This is a genomic window from Pseudomonas sp. NPDC089918, from assembly GCF_050280605.1.
Lineage (GTDB): Bacteria > Pseudomonadota > Gammaproteobacteria > Pseudomonadales > Pseudomonadaceae > Aquipseudomonas.
Genome location: NZ_JBNNVP010000007.1, coordinates 83,948 through 105,555, shown reverse-complemented (window position 1 = coordinate 105,555; position 21,608 = coordinate 83,948). Strand labels below are relative to the sequence as shown.

At 59.2% G+C, this 21,608-nt stretch carries 17 protein-coding genes; 14 read left to right on the top strand and 3 right to left on the bottom strand.

All coding sequences use genetic code 11. The features are described from left to right. Positions 1 to 6 precede the first annotated feature (6 nt). The 9 genes from ACQKPC_RS07530 to ACQKPC_RS07490 all read left to right on the top strand — a co-directional run bounded on the left by ACQKPC_RS07530 (position 7) and on the right by ACQKPC_RS07490 (position 11,421). Positions 7 to 333: a DUF485 domain-containing protein gene (locus ACQKPC_RS07530; RefSeq protein WP_008146418.1), complete on the top strand. Its 327-nt coding sequence runs from the start codon at positions 7 to 9 to the stop codon at positions 331 to 333. After that, positions 333 to 2,003: a cation acetate symporter gene (locus ACQKPC_RS07525; RefSeq protein WP_427623928.1), complete on the top strand. Its 1,671-nt coding sequence runs from the start codon at positions 333 to 335 to the stop codon at positions 2,001 to 2,003. The genes ACQKPC_RS07530 and ACQKPC_RS07525 overlap by 1 nt, the downstream gene beginning before the upstream one ends. A gap of 65 nt (positions 2,004 to 2,068) precedes the next feature. Then, the gene (locus ACQKPC_RS07520; protein WP_427623927.1) at positions 2,069 to 3,841 is read left to right on the top strand and encodes an acyl-CoA dehydrogenase C-terminal domain-containing protein; all 1,773 of its coding nucleotides are present in this window, start codon (positions 2,069 to 2,071) and stop codon (positions 3,839 to 3,841) included. A gap of 128 nt (positions 3,842 to 3,969) precedes the next feature. Continuing rightward, positions 3,970 to 5,238, top strand: a complete 1,269-nt coding sequence (locus ACQKPC_RS07515) for an OprD family porin (RefSeq protein WP_427623926.1) — start codon at positions 3,970 to 3,972, stop codon at positions 5,236 to 5,238. Between the two features lie 178 nt (positions 5,239 to 5,416). Then, positions 5,417 to 5,959, top strand: a complete 543-nt coding sequence (phaR, locus tag ACQKPC_RS07510; protein WP_427623925.1) for a polyhydroxyalkanoate synthesis repressor PhaR — start codon at positions 5,417 to 5,419, stop codon at positions 5,957 to 5,959. A gap of 378 nt (positions 5,960 to 6,337) precedes the next feature. Next, on the top strand, positions 6,338 to 7,198 hold the full coding sequence (locus ACQKPC_RS07505; RefSeq protein WP_427623924.1) for a c-type cytochrome: 861 nt from the start codon (positions 6,338 to 6,340) through the stop codon (positions 7,196 to 7,198). Positions 7,199 to 7,213: 15 nt separating this feature from the next. Beyond that, positions 7,214 to 8,584 (top strand): cbb3-type cytochrome c oxidase subunit I, encoded by a 1,371-nt coding sequence (locus ACQKPC_RS07500; RefSeq protein WP_403140962.1) that lies wholly within the window; start codon positions 7,214 to 7,216, stop codon positions 8,582 to 8,584. Beyond that, positions 8,584 to 9,399 (top strand): CbbQ/NirQ/NorQ/GpvN family protein, encoded by an 816-nt coding sequence (locus tag ACQKPC_RS07495; RefSeq protein ID WP_427623922.1) that lies wholly within the window; start codon positions 8,584 to 8,586, stop codon positions 9,397 to 9,399. Before ACQKPC_RS07500 ends, ACQKPC_RS07495 begins: the two co-directional genes overlap by 1 nt. Further along, entirely contained in the window at positions 9,400 to 11,421 is a 2,022-nt protein-coding gene (locus tag ACQKPC_RS07490; protein WP_427623920.1) for a nitric oxide reductase activation protein NorD, read from the top strand. It begins immediately after the preceding gene. 90 nt (positions 11,422 to 11,511) lie between these two features. On the opposite strand, the gene phaP is transcribed toward ACQKPC_RS07490, so the two are convergent. Then, the gene (gene phaP, locus ACQKPC_RS07485) at positions 11,512 to 12,081 is read right to left on the bottom strand and encodes a TIGR01841 family phasin (RefSeq protein ID WP_050682011.1); all 570 of its coding nucleotides are present in this window, start codon (positions 12,079 to 12,081) and stop codon (positions 11,512 to 11,514) included. A gap of 255 nt (positions 12,082 to 12,336) precedes the next feature. On the opposite strand from phaP, the gene ACQKPC_RS07480 reads away from it, so the two are divergent. Further along, positions 12,337 to 14,802: a DUF3141 domain-containing protein gene (locus ACQKPC_RS07480; protein ID WP_427623918.1), complete on the top strand. Its 2,466-nt coding sequence runs from the start codon at positions 12,337 to 12,339 to the stop codon at positions 14,800 to 14,802. A gap of 25 nt (positions 14,803 to 14,827) precedes the next feature. Here ACQKPC_RS07480 and ACQKPC_RS07475 read toward each other — a convergent pair whose 3' ends face one another. Continuing rightward, positions 14,828 to 15,865 (bottom strand): AraC family transcriptional regulator, encoded by a 1,038-nt coding sequence (locus ACQKPC_RS07475; protein WP_427623917.1) that lies wholly within the window; start codon positions 15,863 to 15,865, stop codon positions 14,828 to 14,830. Between the two features lie 257 nt (positions 15,866 to 16,122). On the opposite strand from ACQKPC_RS07475, the gene phbB reads away from it, so the two are divergent. From phbB to phaC, 3 genes are all read left to right on the top strand, one after another. Then, positions 16,123 to 16,869, top strand: coding sequence for an acetoacetyl-CoA reductase (gene phbB, locus ACQKPC_RS07470; RefSeq protein ID WP_427623916.1), 747 nt, complete (start codon positions 16,123 to 16,125; stop codon positions 16,867 to 16,869). Between the two features lie 57 nt (positions 16,870 to 16,926). After that, positions 16,927 to 18,105 (top strand): acetyl-CoA C-acetyltransferase, encoded by a 1,179-nt coding sequence (locus tag ACQKPC_RS07465; RefSeq protein ID WP_123722767.1) that lies wholly within the window; start codon positions 16,927 to 16,929, stop codon positions 18,103 to 18,105. Positions 18,106 to 18,192: 87 nt separating this feature from the next. Beyond that, the gene (phaC, locus tag ACQKPC_RS07460) at positions 18,193 to 19,893 is read left to right on the top strand and encodes a class I poly(R)-hydroxyalkanoic acid synthase (RefSeq protein WP_427623914.1); all 1,701 of its coding nucleotides are present in this window, start codon (positions 18,193 to 18,195) and stop codon (positions 19,891 to 19,893) included. 57 nt (positions 19,894 to 19,950) lie between these two features. Here phaC and ACQKPC_RS07455 read toward each other — a convergent pair whose 3' ends face one another. After that, on the bottom strand, positions 19,951 to 20,448 hold the full coding sequence (locus ACQKPC_RS07455; protein WP_427623913.1) for an Lrp/AsnC family transcriptional regulator: 498 nt from the start codon (positions 20,446 to 20,448) through the stop codon (positions 19,951 to 19,953). A 120-nt stretch (positions 20,449 to 20,568) separates the two neighbouring features. On the opposite strand from ACQKPC_RS07455, the gene ACQKPC_RS07450 reads away from it, so the two are divergent. Continuing rightward, entirely contained in the window at positions 20,569 to 21,603 is a 1,035-nt protein-coding gene (locus ACQKPC_RS07450; protein ID WP_427623912.1) for a histone deacetylase family protein, read from the top strand. The last annotated feature ends 5 nt before the right edge of the window (positions 21,604 to 21,608 follow it).

Sequence of the window (21,608 nt, the reverse complement as noted above, 5' to 3'; positions counted from 1 at the left end):
CCACCCATGATCGACATTCATTCAACCGATACCCAACGCTGTGAACGCATTCGGTCCAACCCCAAATTCCTTCAATTGGTGAGCAGCCGTTCGCGCCTGGCCTGGTCACTCAGTGCTGCGGTGCTGGGCACTTACTACGCGTTCATGCTGGTGGTGGCGTTTGCCCCGCAGTGGCTGCATGCGCCGCTCGCCGAGCATCGGATGTTGACCCTGGGCATGCCGGTTGGCGCGGCGATCATCATTTTTTCCTGGCTACTGACCGGTTGGTACGTCTACAGCGCCAACACGCGTTTCGATGCACTGGGCGCCGCCATTCTCGAGGAGAGCAAGTGATGACTCTGCTGCGTAAACTTCTCCTCGCCGCTGCCGGGCTATTGCCGGCTTCCATTGTGCTGGCTGCGCCCACGCTGGGTGCAGTGGAAAAACAACCGCTCAACCTGCATGCGATCGGCATGTTCTTCGTCTTCGTACTGGGCACATTGGCCATCACTTGGTGGGCCGCACGGCAAACCAAATCCACGTCTGATTTCTACACCGCGGGCGGTGGCATCACCGGGTTCCAGAACGGTCTGGCAATTGCCGGTGACTACATGTCCGCCGCCACGCTGCTGGGGCTGTCCAGCCTGGTGTTCGCCAAGGGCTACGATGGCTTCATCTATACCATCGGCTTCTTTGTTGGCTGGCCGATCATCACCTTCCTGATGGCTGAGCGCTTGCGCAACCTGGGGCGCTACACCTTTGCCGACATCGTGTCCTATCGCCTGGACCAGAACAAAGTGCGGATCTTCGCCGCCTTCGGTTCACTGACGGTGGTGTGCTGCTACCTGATCGTGCAGATGGTCGGTGCGGGTCAGTTGATCAAGTTGCTGTTCGGCCTCGACTACCCGGTAGCCGTGGTGATCGTCGGCGCGCTGATGCTGGTGTATGTGATTTTCGGCGGCATGATCGCCACCACCTGGGTGCAGATCATCAAGGCCGTGCTGCTACTTGCCGGCGGCACGACTTTGGCATTCATGGCCATGTCGCAGTTCGGCTTCAGCTACGAAACCCTCGCGGACAAAGCTGTCCAGGCGCACGCCAGTGGCTGGAACATCATGGGCCCAGGCTCAATGCTCGCCGACCCGATCAACACCGCTTCAATGTCGCTGGGCCTGGTGTTCGGGATTGCCGGCCTGCCGCACATTCTGATGCGTTTCTTCACCGTGCCTAACGCCAAGGAAGCGCGTAAATCGGTGTTCTACGCCACCGGTTTCATTGGCTTCTTCTTCCTGGTGGTATGCACCCTGGGCTTCGCCGCGATGGTGATCATCGGCACCGACCCGCAGTACTACGTCAATGGCGAAGTTGGCGGCATCTTGATTGGTGGCGGCAACATGGTCGCCATGCACCTGGCCAAAGCGGTCGGTGGCAACCTGTTCTTCGGTTTCCTCTCGGCCGTGGCCTTCGCCACCATCCTTGCGGTGGTTTCCGGGCTGGCCCTGGCCGGTGCTTCGGCGATTTCCCACGACCTCTACGCCACGGTGTTCAAGAAGGGCAAAGCCAGCGAGAAACAGGAAATGCGCGTGACCCGCATGGCCACCGTGGGCCTTGGCATCATCGCGATTCTGCTGGGCATTCTGTTCGAGAAGATGAACGTCGCGTTCCTGGTAGGCCTGACCTTCGGCATCGCCGCGTCGACCAACTTCCCGGTGCTGATCATGGCCATGTACTGGAAAGGCTTGACCACCAAAGGCGCAATCATCGGTGGTTTCGCCGGGCTGATCTGCGCGCTGGTCCTGGTGATTCTCTCGCCAGCGGTCTGGGTCACCGTGCTCGGCCATGCACAGGCGATCTTCCCGTACGACCACCCGGCGCTGTTCTCCATGCCACTGGCGTTCTTCGTGATCGTCGTGGTGTCGAAACTCGACCGCAGCGTGCGGGCCGACAAGGAGCGTGACGCTTACGCCGACCAGTTTGTCCGCGCCCAGACCGGCCTCGGTGCCGCCAGCGCTTCCGCTCATTGATTGAAAGGGCGCGGCCCGCTTCAAGCGACGCCGTGCCCATTGCACAACCTTTTGAGGTTCACGTTATGCCCGAATTCAACGCCCCGCTGCGCGACATGCGCTTTGTGCTGCATGAAGTGTTCGACGCCCCGGCCCTGTGGGCACGCCTGCCAGCCCTGGCCGACAGTGTCGACGCCGCCACCGCTGACGCCATTCTTGAGGAGGCGGCCAAAGTCACCTCGCACCTGATTGCGCCATTGAATCGCAGTGGCGACGAGGAAGGCGCCCAGTGGGCCGATGGCCAGGTCAGCACGCCGATCGGTTTCAAACAGGCTTATGCCACCTACATCGAAGGCGGCTGGGTGGGCCTGTCAGGCAACGCTGATTTTGGCGGTCTGGGCATGCCGAAGATGCTCGCCGTGCAGTTCGAAGAAATGCTTTATGGCGCCAACTCCAGCTTCGCGCTGTATTCGGCGTTGAGTTCCGGTGCCTGCCTGGCGTTGGATGCCCACGCCAGTGACACCCTGAAAAACCTTTACCTGCCGCCAATGTACGAAGGCCGCTGGGCCGGTTCCATGTGCCTGACCGAAGCCCACGCTGGCACCGACCTGGGGATTATCCGCACCCGCGCCGAACCTCAGGCCGACGGCAGCTTCAACATCACCGGCAGCAAGATCTTCATCACCGGTGGCGATCAGGACCTGACTGAAAACATTGTCCATCTGGTGCTGGCCAAACTGCCGGACGCACCGGCGGGACCGAAAGGCATCTCACTGTTCGTCGTGCCCAAAGTGCTGGTCAATGCAGACGGCTCCCTCGGCGATGCCAATGCCGTGAGTTGCGGCTCCATCGAACACAAGATGGGCATCAAGGCCTCGGCCACCTGCGTGATGAACTTTGACGGCGCCAGCGGCTGGCTGGTCGGCGAAGCCAACAAAGGCCTGGCGGCGATGTTCACCATGATGAACTACGAGCGCTTGTCCATCGGCATTCAGGGCATTGGCTGCGCCGAAGCGTCCTATCAGAGCGCCGTCGCCTATGCACGTGAACGGGTTCAGAGCCGCGCGCCGACCGGTGCCATTGCCCCGGACAAAGTGGCCGATCCGATCATCGTCCACCCCGATGTGCGCCGCATGCTGCTGAGCATGAAAGCCATGACCGAAGGCGGCCGCGCGTTCGCCAGTTATGTCGGCCAGCAACTCGATCTGGCGAAGTTTTCCGATGACGTCCAGGAACGGGACAACGCGCAAACCCTGGTTGCGCTGCTGACGCCGGTGGCCAAGGCGTTCTTCACCGACACCGGCCTGGAAAGCTGCATCAACGGCCAGCAAGTGTTCGGCGGCCATGGCTACATCCGCGAATGGGGCCAGGAACAATTGGTCCGCGACGTGCGCATTGCGCAGATCTACGAAGGCACCAACGGCATTCAGGCCCTGGACTTGCTTGGACGCAAAGTGCTCGCCGATAAGGGCTCCGCGCTGCGTCAGTTCACCGGCGAGATCCGCCATTTCGCCCTTCAGCCCGACGCGCCCTACTCCGCTCAACTGTTCGATGCCGTGCAGCGTCTGGAAGACCTGAGCGACTGGCTGCAGGACCAGGCGACCAGCAATCGCAACGAAGTCGGCGCTGCTTCGGTGGAGTATTTGCACCTGTTCGGTTACGTCGCCTACGCCTGGCTCTGGGCGCGCATGGCACAGGTTGCCAAGCAAAAGCTGCCCGAAGATGCAGGGTTTTATGGCGCGAAAATCGCCACCGCCGACTTCTACATTCACCGCTTGCTGCCGCGCATTTTGAGCCTGGAGCAATCCATCCGCGCGGGCAGTGCCTCCTTGTTTGGCCTGAGCGCCGAACAGTTCTAACGATTGAACCCACGCGGCGCCACGCTCCTCTCTTTTTGGCGTTCGCGTTTTTTTATTGATAAGCCCTCGCCCACCTGGCGAGGGCCGCGGGACCTGTCTTTCCATAATAAAAACAAAGGGGCTTCACCATGGACCGCAACACCCGCATCCTCGCTACCCGATTATTGCTGGCCGGCGGCGTCATCAGCCTCTCGGCCCCCGCCGCTGCTGACTTTGTCAAAGACAGCAAGGCCAGTCTGGAGCTGCGCAACTTCTATTTCAATCGCGACTATCGCCAGGACAACGCTGCGCAATCCAAACAAGAGGAATGGGCGCAAGGTTTCCTGCTGCGCTACGAATCGGGATTTACCGACGGTTTGATCGGCGTGGGTTTCGATGCCATTGGCCTGCTCGGCGTCAAGCTCGATTCCAGCCCTGATCGCGCAGGCTCCGGCCTGCTCAAACGTCACCGCGACACGAGCAAAGGTGCACAGGACGAGTACGGCGAACTGGGCCTGACGGCCAAAGTGCGTGCCTCGAAAAGTACGCTGAAACTCGGCACGCTGTTGCCGAAACTGCCGACGGTACTGGCCAACGATTCACGGCTGTTGCCACAAACCTTCGAAGGCGGTCAGCTGACGTCGCTGGAACTCGAAGGCCTGACGGTGGATGCCGGGCGACTGACACAGGTCAATCAGCGCGACTCCTCGGACTACGAGGACATGGGCATCACCCGCACCGGCGCCAAGGGCATCACCACGCGTCATCTCGATAGCAACAGCTTCGATTTCGCCAGCCTGAACTACAAATGGACCAGCAACCTCGCCACCGGCTACAGCTACGGCCACCTCGACAACTTCTACAGCCAGCACCTGGTCAACCTGACCTACGTGTTGCCAGTCACCACCGGCCAGTCGCTGAAGACGGATCTGCGCTTCGCCCGCTCCACGGATGATGGCGGCAGCAATGTCGATAACAATGCGATTGGCGCGATGTTCACCTACAGCCTCGGCGGGCATGGGTTGGGTCTGGGTTATCAAGGCATGAGCGGCGACACCGGCTACGCCTACGTCAACGGCACCGATGCGTTCCTGGTGAACTTCGTGCAGATCGGCGACTTCGCCAGCAAGGACGAACAGTCCTGGCAGGCGCGCTACGACTACAACTTTGCGGCCATCGGCATTCCGGGCCTGACCTTCATGACCCGTTACCTCACCGGTGACAACATCGATCTGGGCGGCAATCGCCCCGAAGGCAAGGAATGGGAACGTGATACCGACATTGGTTATGTCGTGCAAAGCGGGCCATTGAAGAATGTCGGCGTGAAGTGGCGCAATGCAACGGTGCGCTCGACAAACTTCGGCAGCGACCTGGATGAAAACCGCCTGATCGTCAGCTACACCTTGCCGATCTGGTAAGCAAGCACTCCTCCCCTGATCGTTCCCACGCTCCGCGTGGGAATGCAGCCCGGGACGCTCCGCGTCCCAAGAGCGGACGCAGAGCGTCCGAGGATGAATTCCCACGCGGAGCGTGGGAACTATCGGTACGCAGAGCGTGGGAACGATCATCCTCGGCAGTGGGCCAGAGTAGGTTAAGATGCCTGCAAACCAGGCCCGCCGCGAGACGCCCCGCATGACTGATACCACCCCACGCCTGATCAAGAAGTACCCCAATCGCCGACTGTATGACACCCACACCAGCAGTCATTTGACGCTGGCGGACATACGCCAGTTGGTGGTCGACAAAATTGCCTTTCAGGTGGTCGATGCCAAGAGCGGCGAGGATCTGACGCGCAGCATCTTGCTGCAAGTGATTCTGGAAGCCGAAAGCGGCGGTGAGCCGATCTTCACCAGCGAGATGCTGATGGGGATTATCCAGTTCTACGGCCCTTATCAGGGCGTACTCGGCAGTTACCTGGACAAGAGCATTCAGACCGTAATCGACATCCAGTCCCAGACCGGTGCGCAATCATCCGAGGCCTGGAGCACCTTCATGCATCAGCAAGCGCCGGTGATGCAGGATTTGATGCGTCAGTATGTCGATCAGTCCAAGGCGCTGTACCTGAACACCCAGAACCTGTTCGGCATGTTCGGCGGCAAGCCAGACGCTGATGGCGGAAAGAAAAAAGACGGTGAATGAAGTACACCCCAGTCATTGACAGTCACGCGACGTCTACTAGGCTCACAGTCATCCTGCCACCCCCACTGAACCATGGCACTTGAACGCAAGGCTTGGTGAAGTCGTCAATCTTTAGCGCCTGTTCGCAGTTGTTCGAATGCGGATTTCAAGCAATCGTCAGTGCAGCGGGCTAACGCTCTTTCGCGCGCATTAGTACTTGATGCGTAACGCGAATGACCCTGCACTTTCCACCTGCACTTTCACATTGGGAGGCAGTCGTGCAAACAGTCTTGAAGCTCGTCAGCTATGCAGTGCTCGTGCTGATGGCCAGCGCGGTCGTCTATGCCGCAGTGATCGGCATCACCTATTGGACCGGCATCGGCGTATAGGGAGTTCGCAATGAACAAACGCCAGACACGCTCATTCGCGCTGATATCGACGGCGATCGCCGCTGTGGTGTTTCTGGGCATGACCGTTGATAGTCACCGGCAATTTCCCACACTGACCAACGCTCAACAGATCACGCCCCAGGTGACTCGCGGCAAGGATGTCTGGCATCAATACAATTGCATCAATTGCCACACCTTGTTTGGCGAGGGGGCTTATTACGCCCCGGACCTGACGAAAATCACCCAGCAGCGCGGCACCCCTTATCTCACTGCGTTCCTCAAAGACCCCTCAAAGTTCTATGACGAGAAACGCCATCGTCGTCTGATGCCGAACCTGAAACTCGGCGATGGGGAAATCGCCGATTTGATCGCCTTCCTCGACTGGGTGAGCAAGGTCGACAATCAAGGCTGGCCACCGCGCCCGATTCTGGTGACCGGTGCGTCGATCCCCGGCATGGACCTCACCGTGGCACAGCAGAATGCCACCGGCGGCGACCAACCACCTCCCGCCGCCCGCCCGGTGTCCGGCAAGGAAGACCCGATCGCCCTGGGCGAGGCGTTGTTTCGAACGACCGCAACGCCGGTGTGCAGCGCTTGCCACTCGATTGCGCCGGGCGTCAACCTCGCCGGGCCATCACTGGCCGGCTTGGCCAGTCGGGCCAAGCAGGTCATCGCCTCGCCTGACTACAAGGGCAAGGCCAAGGACGCCGAAGGCTTCATCCGCGAATCCATCGTCACGCCGAGTGTTTACCTGCATCCGGGCGACATGTTTTCCGCCAACGGTATGTCCTTCATGCCGGACACCTTCACCAAATCGCTAACGCCCGAACAGATCGATCAACTGGTCGCCTATCTGGCGTCGTTCCAGTAACCGCAGGGGATGACCATGCGCTACAGATCTCAATCCGTCGCCTACTGGTATTTCGCCGTTGCCATGGTGCTGTTCGGCCTGCAACTGGTCTTCGGCCTGCTCTCGGCGGCCAAATACCTCGGGCCGGATCCGCTGCTGAACCTCTTGCCATTCGATGTCACCAAGTCCATTCATACCAATCTGTTGATCGTCTGGGTGCTGACCGGGTTCATGGGGGCGACCTACTGGATGGTGCCGGACGAATCCCGTGGCGAGTTGCACAGCACCAAACTGGCCTACATCCAGCTCGGGTTGTGGACGGCCATGGGTGTCACCGCCGTTCTGGGTTACCTGTTCGGTTATGGCACCGGGAACAAGCTGCTCGAACAGCCGCTGCCCCACAAGATCGTGATCGTGATTTGCATGCTGATGTTCCTCTACAACATTGGCATGACGATCAAGAAAGCCGGGCGTTTCACCGCCACCGAGGGCGTCCTGCTGCTAGGCCTGGCCAGCGCCGCCGTGCTCTTTCTGCCGGCGCTGCTGCACTATGAAAATTACGTGGTGTCGATCTATTACCGCTGGTGGACCATCCACCTGTGGGTCGAAGGTGTTTGGGAGATGATCCAGGGCGGCTTTCTTGCCTATCTGCTGATCCGGCTCTCCGGTGCTGACCGCGAGGTGATGGAGAAGTGGCTGTACGTGATCGTCGGGCTGGTGTTCATTGCCGGTATTCTGGGCACCGCACACCATTATTACTGGATCGGCGTTCCCCATTACTGGCTGCCACTGGGCGGTTTCTTCAGTGCGCTTGAGCCGATGGCGCTGATTGGCATGGCGATCTATGCCTACAACGCGATGCGCCGCTCCGGCCTCTCTCACCCTAACAAACTGGCCTTGCACTGGACCTTGGGCAGCGCCGTGTTCACCATGTTCGGCGCCGGCCTGCTGGGGTTGGCTCATACCTTTCCCGACGTCAACAAATGGACCCACGGCACCCTGATTACCGCCATGCATGGTCACGCGGCCTTCTATGGCGCCTACGCCATGATTGTCCTGGCGATGATCACCTATGCGTTACCCGGCATGACCCGTCGTCCGGTGGAGGAAAGCAGTATCGGTTACTGGGCGTTCTGGCTGCAGTTGGGAGGAATGTTCGGCATGACCCTGTCATTTGCCACGGCGGGCATTGGTCAGGTGTACCTGGAGCGCATTCTCGGCCTGGGTTACCTGGACGTGCAGCTGAAAATTCAGGTGCACTTCCTGATGCTGGTGGCGACGGCTTCGATGTTCAGCCTGGGTGCCGGGCTGTTCATCTTCGAATTTTTCCGCCATGCGCCGGACTTCAATGTCGATGAAGCCGATCCGGTCCTGGCCACACCTCAAGCCTCAGGCGCGGCGTTGTGATGGAACGTTCGCTGATGCACGCCGAACCCGCAGCGCTGCAAGCTGAACCCTATTACCAGCCCAGCGGCGACGAGGTGGCAATCTTCGAGCAATGCCATGCGCAGCAACTGGCCGTCATGCTCAAAGGCCCCACCGGTTGTGGCAAGACCCGTTTTGTCGAACACATGGCGTGGCGACTCAAACGCCCGTTGATCACTATTTCCTGCCATGACGATCTGAGTGCCAGCGACCTGGTCGGGCGTTTCCTGATCGGTCACCAGGGCACCCATTGGACGGAAGGCCCTCTGACCCGAGCCGTGCGCGAAGGCGCTATCTGTTACCTGGACGAAGTGGTCGAAGCACGGCAAGACACGATTGTCGTCCTGCACCCGCTGACCGACCACCGGCGGATTCTGCCACTGGACAAAATCGGCGAGATCCTCGAAGCCTCACCACACTTTCAACTCGTGGTGTCCTACAACCCCGGCTACCAACGAATACTCAAGGATTTGAAACCGAGTACTCGACAGCGCTTTGTGGCGCTGGATTTTGACTTCCCGCCGGCCGAGCGCGAAATCGCCATCGTCATCCATGAGGGTGGAACCGACTACGCCACCGCCCACGCCCTGGTCACCCTCGCTCACCGGTTACGTGCCTTGCAGGACCGGGGCCTGGCGGAAGTCCCCAGTACCCGTCTGCTGATCGCCACCGCACGGCTGATCACCCACGGCATTGCTGCACCCATCGCCTGCCGGGTCGCGCTGATCTCGCCGCTGTCCGATGACGCGGTGCTGGTCGCGGCCATGCGCGATCTCGTTGACCTGACGTTTATCTAGATGGCCGAAGCCGAGGACCTCATCACTGACGTCGCACGCCACGCGACGGTGTATGCGCAGGCGTTGTGGCGTCGTCACCGGCCCCCCTCGGACGCTGCAAAAATCATCACCCTCGGGGATGTCGCACAACACCTCGATTTACTGATCAAGGCCGTGTTCGACACCCACTATCCGCTGCGCGTCGCGCAACCACCCTCGCCCCCCACGCTGCTGAAAAAGTTTTTGCTGCGTCACGAAAAGCCGTGTCGGCAAAGCGCTGTCCCGGCGACCGATGGCGTGACTATTTGGCTGCCGCAGGACTTGGGCAGCCACGAGGGTCCGCTCACGCTGCAACGCTATAAAACCCTGGCCTTGCAACAGGCGATGCGTGCCCACAGAGGCAGTGCCAGCGCCCTGTCAGCCCTCGACAACCCGATGCAGCGCAGCGTCTATCTGCTTCTGGAAGCCTGGGCCGCCGATACGGATTTGGGGCGACTGTTGCCGGGATTGGCGCCATCGATCCATGGTTTGCGCCGACATGCCCTGGCGACTCGCCCGCCGCTTCACGCTTTTCCCAATCATCGACAACCCTTGGAAAACGTCCTTCGTTTACTGCTGAGTAGCGAATGCGGCACGCCTCTGGAAGGGCTGGAGATACCCGCCAATACGGTCGACTCGGTACAACATTCAGAAACCCTCGCAAGACGCCTCTTGTCCGTCGACGAATCTCACGGTCTCGGCGCTCATCTGTTGCTGCTCGATGCCTGGACCGGCGACCTGCGCGAGCCGCCGGTGGGTATGAAGGTGTCACCCTTGCCCGACGAAATCGACACCACCGACAACCTGCCCCGTAGCGCCCGCCTCGCCCGTCAGCCCACTGTGCGCGAGGCCTGTGCCGACGAGGACGACGATCAGGAACAAGGCCTGTGGATGGTGCAGCCCGCCGAACCGCTGGAAAAGGCCGAAGACCCCATGGGAATGCAGCGCCCTGCCGACCGGGATACCGACACCCCGGCGGCTGATTTTGCCGAGTCATTGTCTGAACTCAACGAAGCCCGATTGGTGATTACGGCAGGTCGCCCGAAAGAGGTGCTGTTGTCCGACGACCCGCCACAGACCCGCGCTCAGCGCGGTGCACAGGATCTGGCCAACCATGCAATCAGCTACCCCGAGTGGGATTACCGTCGCCAAGCCTACCGTGATCCGGGTGCGACTCTGCAACTGTGTCCCTCCCTGCAAGGCCCGCAACAGTGGGTCGAGCAAACCCTCGACACTCACCGTCCGGTGCTCGATGCGATCCGCCGGCAGTTCGAAAGCCTGCGAGCCCAACGCGTTAGGCTGCGCAAACAATGGGAAGGTGACGATATCGATCTGGAGGCGTATATCGACGGTTGTGCCGAGTCCCGCGCCGGCCTGAGCATGCCGCAGGCGCTGTATCAGACCCAGCGCCGTGGACGACGCGACATGGCGATCATGTTGCTGATCGACATCAGCGGCTCCACGGACAGCTGGCTGTCGCACCATCGTCGGGTCATTGATGTCGAGCGCGAGGCGTTGCTACTGGTCTGTCTGGCGTTGGAGAGCCTGGGCGAGCCTTATAGCGTGCTGGCGTTTTCCGGCGAAGGGCCGCAGCGGGTCACGATCCGTATGCTGAAAGCATTCGATGAGCGCTACAGCGATGAAGTCGGTCGGCGCATTGCCGCCCTCGAACCGGAACGCTATACCCGGGCCGGCACCGCCCTGCGCCACGCCAGCACATTGCTGATGCGCGAAGCCGCCACGCACCGTCTCTTGTTACTGCTCTCCGACGGCAAGCCGAACGATGTTGACCAGTACGAAGGCCGCTATGGCGTAGAAGACATGCGTCAGGCCGTGACCGAAGCCAAGCTCCAAGGCATCTATCCCTTCTGTCTGACCATCGACCGCCAGGCGGCGAATTACCTGCCGGCGGTATTCGGCTCGCGGCAATATGCCTTGCTGCACAGACCAGAATTGTTGCCCAGCGTACTGCTGGACTGGATCAGACGACTGGTATCAGCGTGAACCTGAGCCGCCCCGCCCAGGTTTCCGCGGCAAAAAAAATGGCGATGGGGAATAAACCCATCGCCATTGGTGCCGCTGGCCTGACGTGACTTACTTGTTACCGCTGTTAGGCTTGGCGCTGGCTTCCGGGGCAGCTTTGGTGCCCGCGGCAGTCGCTGCATCGAAACCACTCTGAGCCACATCGGCAGCCTGTTTTACGGCTTTCTGTGCGCTTTCGAACACAGTACCGGCATTCGCCAGGCCCGACTTGAACGCGGCCACAACAGGCTCGGAGCCGGCCGGTGCATTCTTGCTGATGGTTTCAACGAACTCATGCAGCTGCTGGGTGCCCGCTTCGACCTGACTCGAGGTCAATTTGGCGATGTCCGACTGAGTACCCACGATCAGTGCTTGAACCTGACGATTGAATTCGGCCAGACGTTCGGTTTGCGCGCTCGGCTGGGTGAAAGACGCCTGCAGCTCGGCGAAACCTTGTGGATCACGGACGGCCAGCAGCTTGCGAACTCCTTCGAAGTGCTCTTCGGTGGAGTCGCGCAGTGCCTTGAACTGCAACTGGCTGAGCTGTTCAACGCTGGCGAACACTTTGCCGCTGATTTGCTGCAAAAGGTCGAGGTTGGCTTTCTGAGCGGTTTGCAGTTTTTCCGAATTGAAAAAAGACATGCTTGAATCTCCTGGTACTGGAAGGCCCTTATGGGCCTGAGGACGCGATAGCGATCCGGCCAGTCATCGCGTTAGCCTTGATATTGCAGTGCACAAAACCATTTGGCAACGCCTATTTTTGTGCGGTGCAAAATAAACGTTGCTAACGCCATCCTTATTCGCTGTAGACTCCTGCTCATAGAACGGCCCGCCTGACCCTCTTTAATTAAAGGGTTCAGATGCGCAGGTTCCCATGCATAGCAGCAGGAGATCACCATGGGTCAGGAAGCATATATTGCGCTGCAAGATGAAGCGCGTAGCGAACCCGCCGGCTTGTTCGAACACCTTAATCATCTGCAACGCCTCAATACCCACAACGTCCTCGACGCCGTGCAGAAGCGCCAGGCAAAAACCTTCGCGCCTTTAAGTCTTGGGCAACTCAGACAGCCGACACCCGCTGACTGGCAGGAATACTTCACTGACCTTGGCCAGCGCAGTGTGCTGTTCTGGGACACCTTGCGTCAGCGCGGCGACAACACCCTGGCCCACGAACGCGCCGGGTATCCGCTGCTGCTCAAGTTCAATCATGAAACGCTGGTCGCTGGTGAAGACCTGCCCCGTGCGGTCAACTATTCGTTGTTGCAAATCCTCGGTGGCCCGGGGCAACAGATCGACAGCAAAAAACAGCCCGTGATCATCATTGACCCCCGCGGCGGTCACGGCTCGGGGATCGGCGGTTTCAAACAGGATTCGGTCATCGGCGAAAGCCTGAGAGCCGGCCATCCCACCTACTTCATCGCCTTCAGTCACTCGCCACGCCCGGGGCAAACCCTTGCCGATATCACAGACGCCCAGGCACGGTTCATCGAGGTCGTCAGCACCCGGCATCCGGACAGCGCCAAACCTGTCGTCATTGGTAACTGCCAGGCGGGCTGGGCGTTAATGGGCCTGGCGGCCACTCGGCCAGAGTTGCCGGGGCTGATCATCGTCAACGGTGCGCCGTTGTCGTACTGGGCCGGCGTCAATGGCCGCAATCCGATGCGCTACACCGGCGGTTTGCTGGGCGGTGGCTGGATGGCGCGACTGGGGAGCGACCTCGGTAATGACCGTTTCGACGGCACCTGGCTGGTGAGCAATTTCGAAAACCTGGACCCGGCCAACACCTGGTGGGGCAAGTACTACCACCTGTTCAGTGAGGTCGACAGCGAGGCCGCACGCTTTCTGGATTTCGAACGCTGGTGGGGCAGCCCGACCCTGCTCAATAGCGAAGAGATCGAGATGATTGTCGACGACCTGTTCATCGGTAATCAGCTGTCCGGTGGCCTGGGGCGCAAGAGCAGCGGGCTTGACCTCAAATTGATCGAAGTGCCGGTGGTGGTGTTCTGTTCCTATGGCGACAACATCACCTCCCCGCAGCAGGCGCTGGACTGGATCACCGACGTCTACCCCAGCGATCTCGCATTGCAAAATGCCGAACGCACCATCGTTTACCTGCGACATGCGAGCATCGGTCACCTGGGCATCTTCGTGTCCGGCGAAGTGGCGCGGCGTGAGCACCGTGAGCTGCTGGGTGCGGTCGATGCGATCAATGCGCTGCCGTCCGGGCTCTATGAAATGCTGATCGAAGACCTGCCGGAGCACTCGGCGACGCCGTATGCCGTGCGTTTCGAGCGCCGGCGTATCGCCGACATCCATGGCGAAGTGAAGCCGCCCCGTGATGACGATCGCGAATTTGCGCTGGTCCAGCGCGCATCCGCCATCAACAACAGCGCGTACGACGAATTCATACGCCCATGGTTGCGCCAGCTGATCAACGAACCGAGCGCCGAACTGCTGCGCCGCGCGCACCCTTTCCATCAGCAGCAAGTGGCCTGGAGCAGTTTGAACCCGGCGCTGTGGTGGCTGGCTGGCAGTGCCGCCCAAGTGAGCAAGGATCGTTATCCCGTCAGCCAGAACAACCCGTTGCTGCTCTGGCAAGAACTGTTTTCCAACCAGGTGCAGGACGCCTTGAACGGCTATCGGGATCTGCGTGATGCGGCTCACGAAATGTGTTTCTACGGCGTGTATGGCGTGCTCAATAGCCTCGCCGGCAATGCACCCGGGCGAAATCTGCAGGAACACGCCAAGCAGCACGACCAGGTTCTGACCGAGCGCCTGCAGGATGCCCTGCCCCTTGGCGGTCTGATGGAAGCCTTGATACGGATCCTGTTCCTGCTGGGCCGCGACAGCGACGAACCGGGCAAGGAAAGCGTCGAGAAATTGATCCTGCAACTGCAGGTGCTGCTCCGGGACTACAGTGCCAAGCCGCTTGATCTGCGCGAAACCCTGCGCCTGCAAAAACTGCTGGTCGCCACCCACCCGCAAGAAAGCCTGCACAGCCTGCCCTTGATGCTGATTGAGGCCCAAGAGCGTCAACAAGTGCTGGCGGCCGTCGCCAATTTACTGCCGGAACTGCTGACCAGCGGCGCAAACAACCCATGCTGGTGTGAACTGCACACGCTACTCGACGTTCCGCTGCCAGGTTTCAGCCTGACCCAACCACCCGGTGCAGCCGATGCCATCGAAGTGAAAGTCCCGGCGATAACGCCAGAGCCGATCAAGCAAGCCATCCCGGTGCTCATCCCTGAGCCGATCAGGCAGAAAATCCCCGCAGTGACCCCAGACCCCATCGCCAAGGTGGCGAGTCCGGTGCGCAAACCTGCCAAGGGCAAGAAAGCCGTAAAAAAACCTCCGATGAAATAGCGTTGAACGCTGACGGGAGGCCGTGTCAGACCGGCGCGGCCTCCTCGATTGCCAACGATTCATCGGCCCGATACTGACCGGGTGTCATGCCAAACCAGCGGCTACAGGCTTTGTTAAAGCTGCTGTGATCATGAAAACCAAGGAGATACGCGACATGCTTCATGTTGAAGTGAGAATGGCGCAGGTAGAAGTCGGCCAATTGCCGGCGCACAGCGTTCTGCACGTCCTTGAATTGCGTCCCTTCCTTTTCCAGCGCGCGTTGCAGCGTGCGCTTGCTAACGTTCAATGCCGCCGCGATCGACTCCATATCGCATTGCCCCTGGCCCTGACTCAAGCGCTCGGTAATCAGCGCGCGAATCCTGCCGACGATGCAAAAACCAAACAGCAGATCCAGTTGCGCCTCGGCAAAACTGTCATGCAGCACCGCCAGCGCTTCGTTGGCCATGCTCAACGGACGCAGCAGCTCCTGCCCATCAAACAAAATGCTGTCGTAAGCCGCGTCGAAACGCAGGTCGCAGCCAAACAACCGTCGATGCTCGGAGGTGTCTTCAGGTTCGGGATAGGTGAACTCTACACTCAAGGGTTGCGGTGAGTGACCGCCCGCCAGCTTACGGCAGAAGCCCAGCAACGAAGCCAGCGCCGCATCGGTGTATTGGCGAGGCTTGACCGAACCTTTTTGGTGATGATCGAGGCCGGAAAGTCGGTAACTCTGCAGTTCCGATGTAAAGAAAAGGCTGAATCCGGTGCCAATCAACGGACTGAAACGGACCAGGCGCTCAAGGGCTTTTTTCAGATTCAGGCTGGACATCATGGTGTAGCCGACGATCTGAAAGCTACCGGGGTGGAAACTTCCATAGGCCTTCAAGCCGATGTCCGGATCGCCCGAGGCCTGAGCGGCCAGATCCCATAATCGATAAATCGCCCTTCGCTCGCAAAACGCTCCTGGTTTGTTCGCAAGCTTCATGTCTAGTCCAGCCTCCCGACACAGACTGGCAACATCCAGTCCTTGAGCCGAGAGCGTATTTACCAGCACGCTGGCATAGCCTGAACTCATTCTATACATGGCGTCCTCAATGACCTGTGGAACCGAACATCCTGTCCGGAGCCATAACTGATCTGCGATGAATCAAAGACTAACGGGTTCTTCAGTGGCCAATATTGATCCCAGTATAGGTAACCAGCGTTTTTCGCCACCCGTCATTAACCGGGGCATGGCACCGTTGGACACCAGACAGTCACCTCTCAACACTTCCGCACGCCCGGTCAATACCGAACAATCCCCCCATCTTGCAACGCAAAACAAAGAAAGGAAGGGATTGTATGAAGTCGCTTGGTCGTATTGCGTTGGTCACGGGTGGTATGGGTGGGATTGGCACTGCGATAAGCCAACGCCTGTACAAGGAAGGATTCAAGGTCATCGTCGGCTGCAGCTCGGATTCCGCCCGCAAGAACGAATGGATAGCGACCCAACTGGCGGCGGGTTATCAGTTCGAATGTATCTTCGGCGACATCACCGACTGGGAATCGACCCGCAAGGCCTTCGAGATGGCACGAGAGCAATTCGGCCCGATCGATGTGCTGGTCAATAATGCCGGCATCACTCGGGATGCCTCCTTTCGCAAACTCACTCCAGAAGACTGGAACGCGGTGATCGGGACCAACCTCAGCGGCCTGTTCAACACCACCAAACAGGTGATTGAAGGCATGTTGGCCAAGGGTTGGGGTCGGGTCATCAACATTTCGTCGATCAACGGTCAGCGCGGCCAGTTCGGCCAGACCAATTACAGCGCGGCCAAAGCCGGCATCCATGGCTTCACCATGGCACTGGCCCGGGAAGTCTCGGGCAAAGGCGTGACCGTCAATACCGTATCGCCCGGCTACATCCAGACCAGCATGACCGCGGCCATCCGCCCAGACATTCTCGACACCATGATCGCAGCCACACCGGTGGGGCGTCTTGGTCAACCCGAAGAAATCGCCTCGATCGTCGCCTGGCTGGCGTCCGATGAATCGGCCTACAGCACCGGTGCCGACTTCTCGGTCAACGGCGGCATGAACATGCAGTAAGCCTGTCAGGGCATGGATGCCCTGCTCCCGCTCGACAGAATCCTAATGAGGTCATGCATGAACGAAGTCGTAATCGTTGCCGCTACTCGCACCGCCATTGGCAGTTTTCAAGGCTCACTGTCCGCCATTCCAGCCACCGAGTTGGGTGCGGCGGTGATTCGTCGCCTGCTCGAACAGACCGGGATCGACGCTGCGCAGATTGATGAAGTCATCCTCGGTCAGGTGCTGACTGCAGGCTCCGGGCAAAACCCTGCACGCCAGACCGCGATCAAGGCCGGCCTGCCCCATACCACCCCCGCCCTGACCCTGAACAAAGTCTGCGGTTCAGGCCTCAAGGCGGTCCAGCTTGCGGTTCAGGCGATCCGTTGCGGCGACGCCGAACTGGTGATTGCCGGCGGTCAGGAAAACATGAGTCTGGCGCCCTATGTTCTGCCCAAGGCGCGCACCGGTCTGCGCCTGGGTCATGCGCAACTGCAAGACAGCGTGATTCAGGATGGTTTGTGGGATGCCTTCAACGACTACCACATGGGCATCACTGCCGAGAATCTGGCGAATCAATACAGTATCAGTCGCGAAGATCAGGACGCCTTCGCCGCGACCTCGCAACAGAAAGCCGCCGCGGCCATCGAGGCGGGTTACTTCAAGGGTGAAATCACCCCGATCCTGATTCCCCAGCGCAAGGGCGAGCCGCTGGTCTTCGACACCGATGAACAACCGCGTCCGGACAGCACGCTCCAGGCACTGGGCAACCTCAAACCCGCGTTCCAGAAAAACGGCAGCGTCACCGCGGGCAACTCGTCGACCCTCAATGACGGCGCTGCCGTGCTGATGCTGGCCAGCGCCGCCAAGGCCCTGGCTCTGGGCTTACCGGTGCTTGCGCGCATCAAGGCCTATGCCAGCGCCGGAGTAGACCCGTCGATCATGGGCATCGGCCCGGTGCCCGCTACCCGTCTGGTCTTGACGAAAGCCGGCTGGAGCCTGGACGACCTGGACCTGATCGAAGCCAACGAAGCGTTCGCCGCGCAGTCACTGGCCGTCGGCAAGGAACTGGGCTGGGACATGAACAAGGTCAATGTCAACGGTGGCGCCATTGCCCTCGGTCATCCGATCGGCGCATCAGGCGCGCGGATTCTGGTGTCGCTGGTACATGAACTGATCCGTCGCGATGGCAAAAAAGGTCTGGCCACCTTGTGCATCGGTGGCGGCCAGGGCGTCAGCCTGGTCATCGAGCGTTAGAGACACAGGCTGAGTTGTCAGACGCGGCGCCGACGTCCGGCGCCGCGTTTTTTTCCGTCCGGTTTATTCACGTGGGCAAGGAGTTCCATGGACAACGCGCATACCTTAAACACACTCTGGTCGGGCCAGGTTCCGTTCATTGCGTCCTTTGCAGTGCAACAATTAAGGCTCTGGGTCAGCACCAATCCCTGGTTTACCGGGCAGGACTACAACGCCTGGTTCGAGCTGCCACGCGAAACCCTGGACAGCCTCCAATCGGACTACCAGCAACAATGGTGTGAGCTCGGCCAGCGTCTGTTGACCGGTCAGCCCTTCAGCTTCGAAGATCGGCGTTTTGCCAGCGGCAACTGGAGCCAACCGCTGTTCGGTTCCCTCGCGGCGTTTTATCTGCTCAATGCCGGCTTTCTGCTGAAGCTGCTCGATCAGTTGCCGATCGACGGCAAGAAACCGCGTCAACGCTTGCTCTATCTGGCGGAGCAAGCCATCGCTGCCGGCGCGCCGAGTAATTTTCTGGTCAGTAACCCCGATGCGCTGCAACGGGTCGTTGACACCCAAGGAAGCAGCCTGCTCACAGGCCTGATGCACCTGGCCAGCGACCTGCAGGAAGGCAAGATGCGCCAGTGCGATGCCGGCGCGTTCAAAGTGGGTGTCGACCTGGCAAACACCCCCGGTGAAGTGGTCTTCGAGAACGAACTCTTCCAGCTCATCCAGTACTATCCGCAAAGCGAAACCCAGTACCGGCGCCCGGTATTTATCGTTCCTCCGTCAATCAACAAGTACTACATCCTCGATCTGCGTCCCGACAATTCGATGGTTCGCCACCTGTTGCAGCAAGGCCACCCGGTATTTCTGATGTCGTGGCGCAACTTCGACCAGGAACATGCCGGCACCACCTGGGATGACCTGATTGAAACCGGGATTATCAAAGGGCTGCAGCTGACCCGTGAAATCAGCGGCGAGCAACGGCCCAATTGCGTGGGTTTCTGCATTGGTGGCACGTTGTTGAGCTCGGCGCTGGCGGTGTTGGCGGCCCGTGGCGACAAAGAGATCGCCAGCGTGAGCCTGCTGACCACCTTCCTCGACTACCTCGATACCGGCCCCATCGACATCTTCGTCGACGAGCAATTGGTGGCTTATCGCGAACGCACCATCGGCGGCCTCAACGGCCCCATCGGCCTGTTCAAGGGCGAGGACATGGGCAATACATTCTCGCTGCTGCGCCCCAACGACTTGTGGTGGAACTACAACGTCGACAAATACCTCAAGGGGCAAAAATCGATACCCCTTGACCTGCTGTTCTGGAACAACGACAGCACCAACCTGCCCGGGCCGATGTACTGCTGGTACTTGCGCCATACCTATCTGCAAAACGATCTTAAATCCGGCGAACTGGATTGCTGCGGGGTCAAGCTGGACCTGCGCGCCATCGATGCCCCGGCGTACATCCTCGCCACCCATGACGACCACATCGTCCCATGGAAAAGCGCTTACGCCAGCACCGAGCTACTGTCTGGAACCAAGCGTTTCGTGCTCGGCGCCTCAGGGCATATCGCGGGGGTGATCAACCCACCAGCCAAGGAAAAACGCCATTACTGGACCAACAATCGCGTCACCAAGAACCCTGAAACCTGGTTCAAGAATGCCCAGCAGCATCCGGGCAGCTGGTGGAACGACTGGTTCGTCTGGCTGGCCGAACACGCAGGGGAACGCCAGCCTTCAGTGCTGAGCACCGGGAACGCGCAACACCCGGCACTTGAGTCGGCACCGGGGCGTTATGTGATGCAATGAGAGGAGCCCGTCCGGACAGCCAGGCTCAGGGGACGAACGTTTCAGAACGCCGGTTTACTACTTTGCCCGCCCCGGAATGGCGATACGACTGGTCGTTTTGACTTCACGCAACGCAAGACTTGACTGGATAGAGGCGATACCGAGTTGTCGCCTCAATACGCTCTCGACAAAGTCACTGTAGCTATCAAGATCCTGGGCCAGTACTTGCAAAAGGTAATCGGCATCCCCGGTGATCTTGTGGCAAGACAAGACCTCGGGGAGCTGCATGATGACGGCTTCAAAGGCCTCGGGGGTGTGGTCAGTGTGCGTGGTAAAGCGAATATGCACGAACGCCATGATGTCCAGGCCCAGTTTTCGCCGATCCAGGTTGGCCTGGTAATCCTTGATCACCCCCTCCTCTTCCAATCTCTTACGTCGCCGCCAGCATGGCGTCAGGCTTAGCGACAGCCGTTCACTCAATTCGGCGTTGGAAATGCTGGCGTCTTCCTGCAGCAAGGCAAGGATGGAAAGGTCGGTATCGTCTAGCAATGCGCGATGAGTAATTTTTTTCTGCATGACGCCATCCAAGGGTAAATAATCCCGATTACGCTAGCAGAACGAGAATAAAAAGCAAAGAAAGTGCATCCGAACCAGAACAAACTATTGGCACTGGACCACAATGACGGATGCGTTTTAATGCTTACAATTTTTAGCGATTCTCATCGACTGCACCATGGCTCTGAACTAAAGGACGGCGTTCTCAAACTTTCTTTCGAACAGCCAAGCCGAGCGGATACCGTTCGCGACCGAGTCCAGCACGTCGGGCTCGGCGATATCATCGTCCCGCGAACGTTTGACCGGGCGTGCTACGTCAATGCACACAGTGAGCGCTATGTTTCCTTTCTGGAAAGCGCGTGGTCTGAATGGACGGCAACCGGACGGGAGCATGACGCCCTGCCCCTGGTCTGGCCGGTACGCGACTTGTCCAATGAACAAGTCCCGGATTTCATTGATGGCAAGCTCGGTTTCTTTGCCATGGATGCCGGCTCGCCGATCACCGCGACCACTTGGGAAGCAGTTAAAACCAGCGCGGACATTGCACTCACCGGCCTATCGTTGATCAACGAAGGCCACAACAGCGCCTTTGCCTTGTGTCGTCCACCCGGACACCACGCTGCTCGTGAATACATGGGAGGTTACTGCTACCTGAATAACGCGGCCATCGCCGCGCAACATGCACTGACTCAAGGTGCTAAACGTGTCGCAGTGCTGGACGTCGACTTCCATCATGGTAACGGAACGCAAAACATCTTCTATAACCGCAATGATGTGATGTTTGCCTCTCTGCATGGAGAGCCGTCGGTTTCTTATCCTTACTATTCAGGTTTCAGTTCCGAGTGCGGTACAGGTGCTGGCGAAGGTTATAACCTGAATTATCCGTTGCCGAAAAATACCACGTGGCAGAGTTACCAGAACGCCCTGATGCATGCCTGTAAAAAACTCAGGAACTTCTCGCCCGAGTTGCTAGTTATTTCCTTGGGCGTCGATACCTTCAAAGACGATCCGATCAGCCATTTTCTTCTGGAAAGTGATGACTTCTTTGGCATGGGTGAAATTATCGCCACTGTTGGCGCCCCTACGCTCTTCGTCATGGAAGGTGGATACATGGTCGATGAAATCGGTATCAATGCGGTCAACGTACTTCATGGATATGAGAGCAAACAATCCTGAGTTTT

Coding starts and splice junctions, on each gene's coding strand:
- ACQKPC_RS07480 (WP_427623918.1), top strand. CDS start 12,337: ATGGGTCAGGAAGCATATATTGCGCTGCAAGATGAAGCGCGTAGCGAA.
- phaC (WP_427623914.1), top strand. CDS start 18,193: ATGGACAACGCGCATACCTTAAACACACTCTGGTCGGGCCAGGTTCCG.
- ACQKPC_RS07505 (WP_427623924.1), top strand. CDS start 6,338: ATGAACAAACGCCAGACACGCTCATTCGCGCTGATATCGACGGCGATC.
- ACQKPC_RS07495 (WP_427623922.1), top strand. CDS start 8,584: ATGGAACGTTCGCTGATGCACGCCGAACCCGCAGCGCTGCAAGCTGAA.
- ACQKPC_RS07455 (WP_427623913.1), bottom strand. CDS start 20,448: ATGCAGAAAAAAATTACTCATCGCGCATTGCTAGACGATACCGACCTT.
- ACQKPC_RS07490 (WP_427623920.1), top strand. CDS start 9,400: ATGGCCGAAGCCGAGGACCTCATCACTGACGTCGCACGCCACGCGACG.
- ACQKPC_RS07520 (WP_427623927.1), top strand. CDS start 2,069: ATGCCCGAATTCAACGCCCCGCTGCGCGACATGCGCTTTGTGCTGCAT.
- ACQKPC_RS07450 (WP_427623912.1), top strand. CDS start 20,569: ATGCTTACAATTTTTAGCGATTCTCATCGACTGCACCATGGCTCTGAA.
- ACQKPC_RS07530 (WP_008146418.1), top strand. CDS start 7: ATGATCGACATTCATTCAACCGATACCCAACGCTGTGAACGCATTCGG.
- ACQKPC_RS07465 (WP_123722767.1), top strand. CDS start 16,927: ATGAACGAAGTCGTAATCGTTGCCGCTACTCGCACCGCCATTGGCAGT.
- phbB (WP_427623916.1), top strand. CDS start 16,123: ATGAAGTCGCTTGGTCGTATTGCGTTGGTCACGGGTGGTATGGGTGGG.
- phaP (WP_050682011.1), bottom strand. CDS start 12,081: ATGTCTTTTTTCAATTCGGAAAAACTGCAAACCGCTCAGAAAGCCAAC.
- ACQKPC_RS07475 (WP_427623917.1), bottom strand. CDS start 15,865: ATGTATAGAATGAGTTCAGGCTATGCCAGCGTGCTGGTAAATACGCTC.
- ACQKPC_RS07525 (WP_427623928.1), top strand. CDS start 333: ATGACTCTGCTGCGTAAACTTCTCCTCGCCGCTGCCGGGCTATTGCCG.
- ACQKPC_RS07515 (WP_427623926.1), top strand. CDS start 3,970: ATGGACCGCAACACCCGCATCCTCGCTACCCGATTATTGCTGGCCGGC.
- ACQKPC_RS07500 (WP_403140962.1), top strand. CDS start 7,214: ATGCGCTACAGATCTCAATCCGTCGCCTACTGGTATTTCGCCGTTGCC.
- phaR (WP_427623925.1), top strand. CDS start 5,417: ATGCCTGCAAACCAGGCCCGCCGCGAGACGCCCCGCATGACTGATACC.